Source organism: Methylobacterium sp. Gmos1 (genome assembly GCF_053764715.1).
The window spans coordinates 34348-47459 of record NZ_JBSNCC010000023.1; the positions used below are offsets into that span (position 1 = coordinate 34348).

Genomic DNA, 13112 nt, shown 5'->3' on the forward strand with positions numbered 1-13112 from the left:
GAGGCCGGCATCTTCGCGCGCCGCTCCCCGACCGGCCTCACGAGGCCCGCGCCAGCCCCTCGCCCGTCCCCAGCAGGGCCGCGCGCTCGTCTCGCGTCAGCGCCATCAGCGGCGGGCGCAGGCGGTGCCAGTTCGCGTCGCCGGTTCGCTCGGCGGTGAGCGCCTTGAGCGAGGCCATCTGGGCAAAGCGCGAGGCGCGCTCGCGGGCAGCCACCACCCGGTTCTGCGCCGCCGCGACCGCATCGGCCTTGGCCGGGTTGGCGTGGTGGTCGAAGACGAAGCGCAGGTCTCGCGCGCAGAGGTTGGTGGTGGCGGTGATCGCGCCGGCGCCGCCCACCTTGAGCAAGGGCAGCATCAGCGGGTCGGCGCCGGCGAGCACCGAGAAGCCCGGGAAGCGCTCGACCAGGGTCGTCATGTGGGCGAGGTCGCCCGACGAATCCTTGATGCCGGTGACGATGCCGGGGAAGCGCGCGCGCAGGGTCGCGATGACCCCGTGCGGGATCGGCACGCCGGAGACCTGCGGGATGTGGTAGAGCACCACCCGCAGCCGGTCGTCGCCGATCCGCTCGATGATCCGCGAGTAGGCCGCCGCCAGCCCGTCCTCCGAGACGCCCTTGTAGTAGAACGGCGGCAGCATCACGACCGTGGTGACGCCGACCGAGAGGGCGTGGCGGGTGAGCGCCACGGTCTCAGGGATCGCCGCGACGCCGGTGCCGGGCATCAGCTGCGAGGGCGAGAGGCCGCCGGCGAGCGCGGCCTCAAGGAGCGCCTTGCGCTCGTCGGTCGAGAACGAGTTCGCCTCGCCGGTGGTGCCGAGGAGGGCGACGCCGGTGCAGCCCTCCTCGATCAGGTAGCGGCAATGGGCGGTGAAGGCCGCGTAGTTCGGGTTCAGGTCGGAATCGAGGGGCGTGAGGGCGGCGCAGAAGACGCCGCGCGGGAAAGCCTGGTCGGTCATGGCGGGTCCTCTCAGCCGGCGGCGTGGTAGAGGGCGAGGATCTGCTGTTCGCTCATCTCGCGCGGGTTGTTGTCGAGGAGCCGGCGGATGGCGTGGGCCTCCGCCGCCATGGCAGGCAGGTCGCCGGCCGGCACCCCGTGGGCGGAGAGGCGCATCGCGACGCCGAGATCGGCGCACCAGCGCGTCGCCGCCTCGACCACCGCCGCCTCGTCGTCGGTCTCGGGCAGGCCGAGCGCCGCCATCACCTGGCGGGTCTTCTCCGGCACCGCCGGCGCGTTGAAGGCGAGCGTGTGCGGGAAGATCACCGCACAGGCGAGCCCGTGCGGGATGTGGTGGCGGGTGCCGAGGGGATAGGCGACGGCGTGGCCCGCCGTGGTGTTGACCGGCCCGAGGCAGAAGCCGCCGTAGAGCGAGGCGAGCGCCAGCCCGGCCCGCGCCTCGCGGTCGTTCCCGTCGCGCACGGCGCGGGCCAAGAAGCGGCCGACGAGGCGGGCGCCCTCGAGCGCGTAGAGGTCGATCAGCGGGTGGGCCTTGCGGCTGGTGAAGGCCTCGACGCAGTGCGCCATGGCGTCGATTCCGGTCGCGGCGGTGACCGCGGCCGGCACCGTCATGGTGAGATCCGGGTCGATCACCGCGGCGTCGGCCAGCATGTGGCGGCTCTGCACCGCGAGCTTGTTCTGGGTCGCGGGATCGGTGACGAGCGCCCGGGTGCCGCCCTCGCTGCCGGTGCCGGCGGTGGTCGGAACCTGGATCAGCCCGACGCGGCGGCCGCGCACCTTCTCGGGGCCGACGACCTCGTGCAGGGTCTGGCCGCTGCCCGGCAGCACCGCCACGAGCTTGGCGAGATCCATGGCGCTGCCGCCGCCGAAGCCGACGACGAGATCGGGCGACACCTCCTCGGCGAGGGCCAGGGCCCGGTCGAGGTTCGGGATGTCGGGCTCGGGCTTGACCTCGCCGAACACCCGCACCTCGCCGGGCAGCTCGAGGAGGTCGATCCGGGCGGCGTTGAAGGCGTCGGCGACGACCAGGATGGTGCGGGCGCCCATCGCGCGGGCGCGGCGGCCGACATCCGCGACCGTGCCGGAGCCGAAGGCGATGTCGGGGCGGACGATCTCGATGGGGGCGGACAGGGGATTCACGCGGCGCTCCTCTGGGCGGTGGCGGCGAGCCGCTCGGCGTATTCGATGGCCTCGATCAGGCTGCGCTCGTTGGCGATGCCGCGGCCGGCGATGTCGAAGGCGGTGCCGTGATCGACCGAAGTGCGGATGATCGGCAGCCCCAGCGTGATGTTGACGCCCGACAGGTCGACCCAGCGCCCGGTCTCGGGGTCGACCTCGAAGCCGAGCAGCTTGACCGGGATGTGACCCTGGTCGTGGTACATGGCGACGACCGCATCGTACTGGCCGGCCCTGAGCTTGACGAACACCGTGTCGCCCGGGACCGGGCCGACGATGTCGAGCCCGTCGGCGACCTTCTGGGCGATCACCGGCGCGCTGACGTCGATGTCCTCGCGGCCGAACAGCCCGCCCTCGCCGGCATGCGGGTTGAGCGCCGCGATCGCGATGCGGGGGTTTTTCAGGCCGATGCCCTTGAGTGCCGCATGGGTGAGGTCGATGACGAGGCGCAGGCGCTCCGGCGTCAGGCGCTTCGGCACGTCCTGGAGCGCGACATGCGTCGTGACGTGGCTCACCCGCATGTTGCCGTGGGCGAGCATCATCACCGAGCCGCGCACGCCGGTGAGGTCGGCCAGCATCTCGGTGTGGCCGGCATAGTGGTAGCCGGCGAGGTTCAGCGCCTCCTTGTTGAGCGGCGCCGTGACGATGCTGCCGATCGTGCCGTCGAGGGCGAGCCGCACCGCCCGCTCGATCGCCTTGTAGGCGAAGCGGCCGCCATCGGCGCTCAAGCGGCCCGGCTCGATCGGGGCACCTTCCGCATCGGCCTGGAGGCAGCAGAGCGCCGGCCATGCGCCGTCGCCCGAGACCTCGGGGATCGCGAGGCCGAGGCCAAGCGCCTCCTCCGCGCGCTTGAGCGCCGGGTTGCTGCCGATGACGACGAGCTTCAGGTCCCCGGAGGCGAGGCGGTCCCGCAGCTTGTGCGCAGCCTTGACGATGATCTCGGGGCCGATCCCGGCGGGGTCGCCCATGGTGATGGCGAGGTGGCGGGTCACGCGCAGGTCCTTTCAGGTGTGAGGCCGTTGGCGCGCAGCAGGTCGCGCCAGATGGCGGGCGTGCCGAACGCCCCGGATTTCGAGATGATAGCGGTGCCATCCCAGGCCCCGCCGCACAGGCGCGAGCGCGGCAGGCCCGGGGCGACCTGGCCGGTGACGACGAGGGACTCGGCCTGGAGCGACAAGCACAGCGCCTTCAGCGTCTCACCGCCGGCGACGACCAGGGTGCCGGGCTGCGGCAGGGCGAGGGCGAGGCGCCCGAAGGCGGCGGCGATGCGCTGGGCGGCGTCGGAGCGGGCGGTCCCCGGAGGGAGGACGAGGCTGACCAGCGCGACGCCGTCGCGCGCGAGCCGGTCCGCGACCCGCGCGGGGTCCTCGCCCTCGCCGATCACCATCCGGTGCTCCGGGCAGCGCGCGAGCTGGCCTTCCGTCTCCGGGCGGTCGGAGCCGAACAGGCCGAGGACCGGGCCGCGCAGGCGCGTATCGCAAGGGGCCGGCGCCCGGCGGGCGAGCGCCCCGGCGAGCCCGCCGCTGCCGCACCACAGCACCGGCGCGCCCTCGCCGAGGGCCGCGATCCGCGCGAGGTCGGACTCGTCCGCCGCGTCGTAGACGGCGACGCCGTCGACGAGGCCGTCCGCGACATCGGCGCGGCGGGCCGGCACGCCCGCCGCGCGCAAGGTGCCGGCGATGTCGCCCGAGACCGCCTCCCAGCCCTCATGCGTGCGGGCGAGCTGGCGGCCATCGCGCGTGCACCGGCCCTGGTAGGGGAAGGCCGGCGCCACGATCACGTGGCGCCAGTCGCCGAGGCAGGCGGCGAGCTCCGCCGCCCAGGGGCCGCGCAGGAGGCTGTCGACCTTCTTGAAGGCGATGCCCGCGCCCGCGAGCATCGGCGCCGCCGCGGCGACGATCGCCGCCGCCTCCCCGGCACCGCGCTCGCGCGTGCCGGTATCGAGGGCGAGGCTCGCCGCCCCGGGCCTGGCGCCGCCGCTCCAGGCGACCGCGACCGGCCCGACGAGCCCGGTGAAGCCGGCAGCGGTGTCGAGGGTGCCGGTGAGGTCGTCGGCGACCAGGCGCAGGGTCGGCGGAGCGGCGGACATGGCGGTCACGCGCGGCCGGTCGCCGGGAACGGGGCGGGCGCGCCGTCCTCGTCGTCCCGGTGCTTCGAGGGCGCGATCTCGCCGACCGCGAACAGGAAGGAAGCGGCCGCCGCGAGGCCGAGGCCGCTCGCCACCGCGAGCAGGATCACGGACGGGCCGTCGGCAAGACCGGCCACCACGATGGTGAGCGCGATGCCGGCGAGCCCGTCGACGGCTCCGATGCGGCGCATTCGGTCGAGGCGGACGGCGATGGCAGGCGTGCACTCGTCTGACAACCTGACAACTTCGAGGGCATCTTCGATCGAGCCCGGCCGCACCGCCGCGAGGTCATCGTCGTGGTCGCGAGCGCGCCAATCAACGGCGCCGGGCACCAGGTGGGCACCGGGCCGGAGAACGTTCGAGCGTCCGGCCGGACCGACGAGCCGCTCCCTCACTCCGCCGGCGTCCGGCATACCTGTTCCTCCCGCACGACACCCGTACAAGCGTCGGATTTGTTGTAAACTTGTTATGAGGTAAGGGAGGGACGGTAGGGTTGTCAAGCGGATCGGCCGAGGAGGCTGATCTCACGACGGTCACCGGGTCGGCAGGGGGCGGAGTGCCGATATCCCGCTCGTCATACGGACGGTCGTTGGACACGACCTCCGGTTCCGTCCTCGAATTTTCGCATAGGCTCTGGCTTGGCATCGGAAATTCGAGATGGGTCGATGACCTGACGCGTCAGCATCTCAGGCCGTTGGCATCATACGCAATCCGACTGATTGCTGCGCAGTTCGGATTTCGGCATCGCTCGGGCGCCGCGCGAGATAATGATATATATTCGAAAAAAATCTGTCGTAGTTTGTTTGCTATCGCTCGCAAATTATTTGATTTGATCTATTTAAGCAAAAAATATCTGCCAAAAAACCTTGAGCAATTCCTGCCGCGCGGCGCTGAGGCGACCGGCCGTCGGGCGTTACAGCGACAGGTCCAGCAGCCGCCCCTCGAACAGCCGATCGCGCGAGGAGCAGATGTGGCGGTGCATCCGGTCCCGCGCCGTCTCGCCGTCGCCGTCGCGGATCGCCGCGAAGATGGCGCGGTGCTCGTCGAACACGCCTTGCAGGCCGGAATTCGGGCCGAGCAGCGCCAGGCCGTGGATCTTCATGCCGACGGCGATGTGCGATTGCAGCGCCTGGAGCGAGGCGCCGTAATAGTGGTTGTTCGCGGCCTCCGCGATGGCGACGTGGAAGGCGAAGTCGGCGTCGTCGCGGTGCAGCTGCTGGCGCGTCGCGGTGTTCATCAGGTCGAGGGCGGCCCCGATGCGGGTCATCGCGGCGTCGTTGCGCCGGAGCGCGGCGTAGCGGGCGGCCTCCGGCTCGATGGTCAGGCGGAACTCGTAGCAGCGCTGGATGTCGGCGATGCTCTCGACCGGCGCGTAGCCGAGCGCCGGGGCCCGGCCCTGGCCGCGCACGAAGCTGCCGGCGCCCTGCCGGGACACGATGACGTTCTCCTGGCGCAGCCGTTCGAGCGCCGCACGCACCACGGGACGCGAGACCTTGTAGCGCGCCGCCAGCTCGTTCTCGCTCGGGAGCCTCTGGTTCTCGCCGTACTGCCCGCCGGCGATCTCGGCGAGGAGCCCGTGATAGACCCCGTCCGCCAGGCCGGACGGCCTCGCCGGGCCGCCCGGCGCGGGATCGACGACGTCGGGAACTGCCGGTTGCATGGATCTCCTGCTTCTCCGCCGCGGCGACGCATGCCGACCACCTGTTGACAAGTATGCCGCAACTCCGGCAACCGGCGCAAGCTTGTTAAATGTTGTTAGCATCCGCGACGCACATCCTGTCCGCGCCGGTGCTTCTCCGGGAAGCACGGTCATGCGAACGGCAGATGGGCCGGGAGCGGGCGCCCCTCGGCGGTCCGGCCCGGGACGCAACGTCCGGGTCGAGCGCTCAGGCCCTGCCCCCGCGCGGGGCGGAGACCAGGCGCGCCGCGGCCGCGTTGGCGGCGGCGAGCGCATCCGGCGCCAGCTCGCCGCGGGCGAGGCGCGCCGCGAAGGTGCCGACGAACATGTCGCCGGCGCCGTGGGTGCTGACCACCGTGACCGGGAGTCCGGGCAGGGAGGCGGCGCCGGCGCGGCCCGCCATGGCGACGCCGCCGCCACCGGCGGTGACGATCGCGATGGGACAGCGCTCCGCCAGCGCCTCGGCCGCCCGCACCGCGTCCGGCAGCGAGCCGACGGGCCCGGCGCCGAGCATCTCGGCCTCGATCGCGTTGACGATCAGGATGTCGACGTGGTCGGCGAGATCGGTCGCGAACGGCCGGGCGGGCGCGGCGTTGAGGATCGTCACGACGCCGAGGCGCCGGGCGCGGGCCGCCACCGCGGCGTTGACGGCTTCCGGGATCTCGTTCTGAAGGATCAGCACCCGGGCCTTTGCGAGCACCGCGTCGATGAGCTGCGTGGCCTCGATCGCGAGGTTGGCGCCCGAGACGATGACCGCGCCGTAATCGCCGTCGTCGTCGAAGATCGCGACGCTCATGCCCGACCCCGTCCCGGGCAGGATCGCGACGCCGGTGCGATCCACCCCGGCGCGGTCGAGGCCCGCCAGCAGGTACCGGCCAAAATCGTCGTCGCCGACGGCGCCCACCATCGCGGTCGGGGCGCCCTGCCCGCTCGCGGCGGCGGCCTGGTTGCCGCCCTTGCCGCCGAAGGCGGGGGCCCAGGCCCGACCGGTCACCGTCTCGCCCTTGCGCGGACGGTCCGGCGCGTCGACCGTGATGTCGTAGTGCAGGCTGCCGACCACCACGACGGCGGCTTCAGTCGCGGCGCTCATGCCCGCCCCCGGGTGACCCGGTCGACCAGCATGGCGAGCAGGATGATGAGGCCGGTGGCCAGCAGCTGGTAGAAGGCCTGGACGTTCATCAGCGTCAGGCCGTTGCGCATCGCCCCGAGGATCACCGCGCCGAGCACCGTGCCGAGGATGCTGCCCTTGCCGCCCATCAGCGAGGCGCCGCCGATCGCCGCCGCCGCGATCGCGTCGAGCTCCCAGAGGTTGCCGAGGATCGGCTCGGCGGCGCCGAGGCGCCCGACGAGGATCAGGGCGGCGAGCGCGGCAAGCGTACCCGACAGCATGTAGGCACCGATCTTGGTGAGCGCGATCGGCACGCCGGCGATGTGGGCCGCCTCCTCGTTGCCGCCGACCGCGAGCAGATATTCCCCGAACGGCGTGCGGCGCAGGATCACCCCGGCGAGGATCGCGACGATCAGCACCGCGACCACCGGCGCCGGCACGCCCATCACGGTGCCGTTGACGATCGCCCGGAAGGATGGCGGCACGCCGAAGATCGGGTTGCCGTCGGTGGCGATCAGCGCCAGCGCCCGGTAGGTGCTGAGCGTGCCGAGCGTCACGATGAAGGGTTGCAGGCCGCCAAAGCAGATGAGCGCGCCGTTGACGAGCCCGCACAGGGCCCCGAGCGCGAGACCTGCCAGGATGGCGAGGACAGGCGGCACGCCCGCCACCATCAGCGCTGCCGAGAGCACGGCGGCGAGCGCCGCGACGGGCCCGACCGAGAGATCGATGCCGCCCGAGACGATCACCAGCGTCATGCCGAGCGCCACGCAGGCGTTGATGCTCGATTGCTGGAGGATGTTGAGGAGGTTGCGCCCGGTCATGAAGCCCGGCGCGAGCGCCCAGAAGGCCAGCACGATGAGCACGAGGCCGATCAGGGTGCCGAGGTCGCGCCAGGCGACGCGCAGGCGCGGCGGCGCGGTTCGCTCGAGGGGGGCGGAATCGGTGAGGGCGGACATGGCGGGGCCTTCGGGGACGGGTGTCAGGCGGCGCGGGTGGATTGCGGGACGGCGTGAGCGACGATCGCCTCCTCGCTCAAGGCGCCCCGCGGGAGGTCCGCGGCGATGCGGCCCTGGCGCAGGACGAGCACCCGGTCGGCGAGGCGCAGGAGCTCGGGCAGCTCCGAGGAGACAACGATGACCGACCGTCCCTCCGCCACCAGCCGCTCGATCAGCCCGTAGATCTCCGCCTTGGCGCCGACATCGACGCCGCGGGTCGGCTCGTCGAACAGGAGGATCCTGGTGCCGGCGGCGATCCAGCGGGCGATGATCGCCTTCTGCTGGTTGCCGCCGCTGAACAGCCGGATCGGCCGGTCGGGCTGCATCGGCCGCAAACCCACCTCCTGGAGGCAACCCGTCGCCTCCGCCCGCAGGCGGCGCCGGCGGATCAGCCCGCCGGGGGCGAAGCGCGCGAGCGAGGGCAGCGCCAGGTTAGCGAGGATCGAGCGCTGCGGCACAATCCCGTCGCGCTTGCGCTCCTCGGGCACGAGCCCGATGCCGGCGGCGATCGCCGCGCGGGGACCGGGCCGCGTCAGCGGCCTGCCCTCGACCGTGATCGTGCCGGCGCTGCGGCGATCGGCGCCGGCGAGCAGGCGCAGCAACTCGGTGCGGCCGGAGCCGATCAGCCCGGCGATGCCGAGCACCTCGCCCCGGTGCAGGTCGAAGCTCGCCGCGACGACCCGGGTGCCGGCGCTGAGCCCGCGCACCGACAGGACGGTCTCGGGTCGCGCCGAGGAGCGGTGCGGCGCGGTGGCGAGCGCCCGGCCGACCATCATGGCGACGACGGCGCCCTCGCTTACGCCCGCGAGGTCGACGGCGCCGACGAGCCGGCCGTCGCGCATCACCGTGGCGCGGCGGCAGATCCGGAACACCTCGTCCATCTTGTGCGAGACGTAGACGACCGACACGCCCCGGGCCGCGAGCCCGGCGATGACCGCGGCCAGGCGCTCGAACTCCGCCGGGGTCAGGCTCGAGGTCGGCTCGTCCATGGCGATGACCCGCGCCTCGTCGAGGAGCGCGCGGGCGATCTCGACGATCTGGCGCTGCGCCACCGTGAGGCTGCGCAGCTTCGCCTCCGGGCGGATGTGAGCGTCGAGCGGAGCCAGGGCCTCCGCCGCCAGCGCCTCCTGCCGGGCGCGGTCGGCGAAGATCCCGGCCCGCCGCAGGGGCCGGCCGAGGAACATGTTCTGCGCCACGCTCAGCTCGGGGACCTGCTGCAACTCCTGGTGGATCATCGCGATGCCGGCGCGGCGCGCCGCCAGGGGTGAGCGCAAGGCGAGCACCGTCCCGTCCACCGCGATCGTGCCGGCATCCGGCGCCATGACGCCCGACAGCACCCGCAGCAGCGTCGACTTGCCGGCGCCGTTCTCGCCGAGCAGCGCGTGGACCTCGCCCGGCGCGACGCTCAGCGCCATGTCGCCGAGCGCCTTCACGCCCGGAAAGCTTTTCGTGAGGCCCTGGATCTCCAGACGTGGGGGACCCTGGCGCGGGACGGCCGGCATGGCTGTCACTTGCCCGCCTGGGCGTCCTGCTCGAGCACGGCGCGGACGTCGACACCCTTGCCCTTGTAGCGCTCGATATTGTCCTTGGTGATCAGCGCCTGGGGCGTGGCGACGACGCGCGGCACCGTCTCCTTGGCGAGCACCCGCAGGGCCGCCTCCATTGCCACCTCGCCGGTCAGCACCGGGAAGCTGTCGACGGTGCCGGTGAGCTCGCCCGCTCGGATCGAGGCGTGGGCGTCCGAGATCCCGTCGGTGCCGAAAACCGCGACCTTGCCCAGCGCGCCGGCATTCTTCACCGCCTCGACGACGCCGAGCGCCATCGTGTCGTTGTTGCAGTAGAAGCCGACGAGGTCGGGATGCTGCTGGAGGATCGTGGTGGCGGCGTCGTAGGAGAGCTGGCGGTCCCAGTTGCCGGGTACGCTGGCGACGATCCTGAGCTTCGGCCCTTCCGCCGCGACCGTGGCCTTGAAGCCGGCGGTGCGCTGGGCGGCGGCGTAGACGCCGGCCTGGCCCTCGATGATCGCGAGCTTGCCGCCGTCGGGCCGGTTGGCGACGAACCAGCGGGCGACCCGCACGCCGTTGTCGCGCTGCACGTTGCCGACGTAGTGCGCGGCCTGCGGGATCACCGCGTCGTTGACGTTGACGACCGGGATGCCAGCCTCCTTGGCCTGCCCTAGGATCGGTTCCAGGTTGGCGTTGGTCTGCGGCGAGACCAGGAGCACGCTGGTCCCTTGCGCGATCAACGTCTCGGCGATCGACAATTGCCCGACCTGGTCGCCCTCGTTCTGCGCCGCCTGGTAGGCGACCGGCACGCCGACCCGCTTGCCGAAACTCCGATAGCCCTCGCCGAGCAGGCGCCAGTACTCGTTGGTCAGCGTCTTCGACACCGCCCCGACACGAGTACCGGCCGGCGGCTTCGGCAGCGGGCCGAGCCTGGCGGTAAGCTGGCTCCAGTCGATCCGGTCCGGCTCGCTGTCCGAGTTGAGGGGCTTCAGGTCCTGCGCCTGCACGATCGACGCGGCGAGCAGCATGACACCGGACAGGATCAGGGACTTCATGGGGTTCCTCCTGGATCGACGCGGCGCGGCCGGTCTGTCGCCGGCCCACGCGCCCTGACGGGGTTCAGCGGCCGAGCATGGCCCGGCGGACGATGGCCTGGCTCGCGACGGCGTCCTGGCGGGCGATGGCACCGGCAAGGTCGCGGTCGGCGTCGAGGGTGTCGGCGATCGTCAGCATCGCCATCACGGTGGCGATGTTGGCCTCGCACTCGGCGACCGGGTCGAGGCCGGAGAGGTCCGGGAAGGTGTCGAAGTAGATCGGGCCGTAAAAACCGTCGCGGCGGACCTGGCGCAGCAGCTCGATCGTCTGGATCGGATGGACGGCGCCGACCATCAGCCCGTCGTCGCGCTTGGCGTAGCCGTCGTTCAGGTGCACCCCGAGGATGCGGCTGTGGCGCGCGATCAAGGCCGCCGCGAAGGCCGGCTGCTCGTCGGCGTAGAGCACGTGGGCGAAATCGAGGGTGACGCCGAGGTTCGGCAGGCCGATGTCCTTCAGCGCCAGCAGCGTCGTGGCGCAATCGGGCATCAAGCTGTAGGAGCGCGGCTCGTTCGGCTTGTACTCGATGCTGATCAGGCAGTCGGGATCGTGCGCGGCGACCTCGCGGATGCCCTCGATCTCGTCGGCCCAGAGCTTGGCGTAGTCGGCCTGGAAGGCGTAGTCGAAGCCGTCCTGGCCGAGCCACAGCGTCATCAGCGCGCAGCCGGCCTCCCGCGCCGCGTCGATGCCGCGCTTCGTCAGGTCGATCGCCTCGCGGCGCACCAGTGGATCGGGGTTGGTGAAGGCGCCGATCTTGAAGGCCGGGTTCGAGTAGTAGCGCATCGCCAGGCCATTCACGGTGAGGCCGAGGTCGCGGATCGCCGCCCCGGTCGCGCGCGCGTCGGTGCCGAGATGGTCGGGATAGTTCAGGTCGACGTCGGTGAGGCCGCGCGCGGTCGCGGCGCGGGCCGCCAGATCCAGCGGGCCCGGCTTGCCGTGGCCCGCCGGCCAGTAGGCGTCCGGCTTCGAGGCGAACGAGTTGAGCCGCGTCGCGAAGCGGACCGGGTCGGATGTCACGATCGAGTCTCCTGCGTTTGATCGGTACATCACATTTTTTTGTGAAACTGTAAAGTAGCTCGATCCTCGCAGGTGATCCCCGCCATCACGCCTTCGTGAGGATTGCAGAGCGGAAACGTTTCGCACGTGCGAGACGATGCGTCCGTCGCGACCCTTCGCAAACCGGCTTGACTCGTCAGTCTCTTCACCCATACCTGTGTTGCAGTGAATAAAGCGACCGCATCACGACAGGTCGCGACCGGGTGGAGGGACGCAGCATGGATCGGCGCACCACGTTGAAGATGCTCGGTGGCCTGGCGGTGGCGGGGCCTCTCGGTGCCGGCCGGGCCTTCGCGGCGGCGCCGAAGACCATGGCGACGGTGGTCAAGGCCGCCGGCATTCCCTGGTTCAACATCCTCAACCAGGGCCTCGAGGCCGCCGGCAAAGAGTTCAACATCACCACCACCATGGTCGGCCCGGCCACGGTCGATCCGGCCCAGCAGGTCAAGCTGATCGACGACCTGATCGCCAAGCAGGTCGACGTGATCGGCCTCGTGCCCCTCGACGTGAAGGTGACCGGCCAGGCGGTGCAGCGCGCCCGCGACGCCGGCATCGTCGTCATCACCCAGGAGGGCGCCAACCAGGACGGCAAGACCTGGGACCTGGAGCTGATCAGCGCCAAGGGCTACGGCGAGATGCAGATGAAGGCGCTCGCCCGCGAGATGAGCGAGGAGGGCGAGTACGTCATCTACGTCGGCACGCTGACGACGCCGGGGCACAACGCCTGGGCGGATGCGGCAGTCGCCTACCAGAAGGCGCACTTCCCCAAGATGAAGCAGGCGGCTGACCGCTTCCCCGGCGCCGACCTGATCGACGAATCCTCGCGCGTGACGCAGCAGGTGCTGCAAGCCTACCCGAACGTGCGCGGCATCATGTCGATGGGGTCGAACGGCCCGATCGGCGCCGGCAACGTGATCCGCCAGCGCCGCCTGGAGAAGAAGATCGCCCTCGTCGGCACGACGATCCCAGCACAGGCCCAGCCGCTGATCATGGCAGGCGCGATCCGCGAGGGCTTCCTGTGGAGCCCGAAGGATGCCGGCTACGGCATGGTGGCGGTCGCCCGCATGGCGCTCGACGGCACGCCGATCAAGACCGGTACCGAGATCCCGACGCTGGGACCGGCGACGGTGGACGAGGCGCAGCGGGTGATCGAGGTCGACCGGGTGCTGACGATCAACAAGACGACGGTGGGCGATCTGGTGAAGCAGGGGTTGTGAGGGCGACTGCCGGCACTGCCGATACGTAAGGCTGTGCGGGAAAAGGAGAGGCGAGGGATCCCCCTCCCCCCTCTGCGGGGGAGGGTGCCCCGCGGAGCGGGGCGGAAGAGGGGACGCCGCTTCCGGAAAGATCGCGCGCGTCATGAAGGGCGCCACCTGGAACACCGTTGCGCTGCCCCTCTCCCGGCCTGCTCCGCAGGCCA

At 71.7% G+C, this 13112-nt stretch carries 12 protein-coding genes; 1 reads left to right on the forward strand and 11 read right to left on the reverse strand.

Annotation, left to right across the window (positions count from 1 at the left end; genetic code table 11):
- Positions 1-37: 37 nt before the first annotated feature.
- The 11 genes from ACS5PV_RS28290 to ACS5PV_RS28340 all read right to left on the reverse strand — a co-directional run bounded on the left by ACS5PV_RS28290 (position 38) and on the right by ACS5PV_RS28340 (position 11653).
- On the reverse strand, positions 38-955 hold the full coding sequence (locus tag ACS5PV_RS28290) for a dihydrodipicolinate synthase family protein (protein ID WP_455398659.1): 918 nt from the start codon (positions 953-955) through the stop codon (positions 38-40).
- 11 nt (positions 956-966) lie between these two features.
- Entirely contained in the window at positions 967-2094 is a 1128-nt protein-coding gene (locus ACS5PV_RS28295; protein ID WP_455398660.1) for an iron-containing alcohol dehydrogenase, read from the reverse strand.
- Complete coding sequence (gene pdxA, locus ACS5PV_RS28300; RefSeq protein ID WP_455398661.1) at positions 2091-3122, reverse strand: 4-hydroxythreonine-4-phosphate dehydrogenase PdxA; 1032 nt, start codon at positions 3120-3122, stop codon at positions 2091-2093. Before pdxA ends, ACS5PV_RS28295 begins: the two co-directional genes overlap by 4 nt.
- Positions 3119-4219, reverse strand: a complete 1101-nt coding sequence (locus ACS5PV_RS28305; RefSeq protein WP_455398662.1) for a four-carbon acid sugar kinase family protein — start codon at positions 4217-4219, stop codon at positions 3119-3121. The genes pdxA and ACS5PV_RS28305 overlap by 4 nt, the downstream gene beginning before the upstream one ends.
- Before the next feature lie 5 nt (positions 4220-4224).
- The gene (locus ACS5PV_RS28310; RefSeq protein WP_455398663.1) at positions 4225-4671 is read right to left on the reverse strand and encodes a hypothetical protein; all 447 of its coding nucleotides are present in this window, start codon (positions 4669-4671) and stop codon (positions 4225-4227) included.
- A 500-nt stretch (positions 4672-5171) separates the two neighbouring features.
- Positions 5172-5918, reverse strand: a complete 747-nt coding sequence (locus ACS5PV_RS28315; RefSeq protein ID WP_455398664.1) for a FadR/GntR family transcriptional regulator — start codon at positions 5916-5918, stop codon at positions 5172-5174.
- Between the two features lie 226 nt (positions 5919-6144).
- Complete coding sequence (locus ACS5PV_RS28320) at positions 6145-7026, reverse strand: PfkB family carbohydrate kinase (protein WP_455398665.1); 882 nt, start codon at positions 7024-7026, stop codon at positions 6145-6147.
- On the reverse strand, positions 7023-8000 hold the full coding sequence (locus tag ACS5PV_RS28325; protein ID WP_455398666.1) for an ABC transporter permease: 978 nt from the start codon (positions 7998-8000) through the stop codon (positions 7023-7025). The genes ACS5PV_RS28320 and ACS5PV_RS28325 overlap by 4 nt, the downstream gene beginning before the upstream one ends.
- A gap of 23 nt (positions 8001-8023) precedes the next feature.
- The gene (locus ACS5PV_RS28330; RefSeq protein WP_455398667.1) at positions 8024-9541 is read right to left on the reverse strand and encodes a sugar ABC transporter ATP-binding protein; all 1518 of its coding nucleotides are present in this window, start codon (positions 9539-9541) and stop codon (positions 8024-8026) included.
- 5 nt (positions 9542-9546) lie between these two features.
- The gene (locus ACS5PV_RS28335; RefSeq protein ID WP_455398668.1) at positions 9547-10599 is read right to left on the reverse strand and encodes a sugar ABC transporter substrate-binding protein; all 1053 of its coding nucleotides are present in this window, start codon (positions 10597-10599) and stop codon (positions 9547-9549) included.
- A 64-nt stretch (positions 10600-10663) separates the two neighbouring features.
- On the reverse strand, positions 10664-11653 hold the full coding sequence (locus tag ACS5PV_RS28340; RefSeq protein ID WP_455398669.1) for a sugar phosphate isomerase/epimerase family protein: 990 nt from the start codon (positions 11651-11653) through the stop codon (positions 10664-10666).
- A 257-nt stretch (positions 11654-11910) separates the two neighbouring features.
- On the opposite strand from ACS5PV_RS28340, the gene ACS5PV_RS28345 reads away from it, so the two are divergent.
- On the forward strand, positions 11911-12909 hold the full coding sequence (locus ACS5PV_RS28345; protein WP_455398670.1) for a substrate-binding domain-containing protein: 999 nt from the start codon (positions 11911-11913) through the stop codon (positions 12907-12909).
- Positions 12910-13112 lie beyond the last annotated feature (203 nt).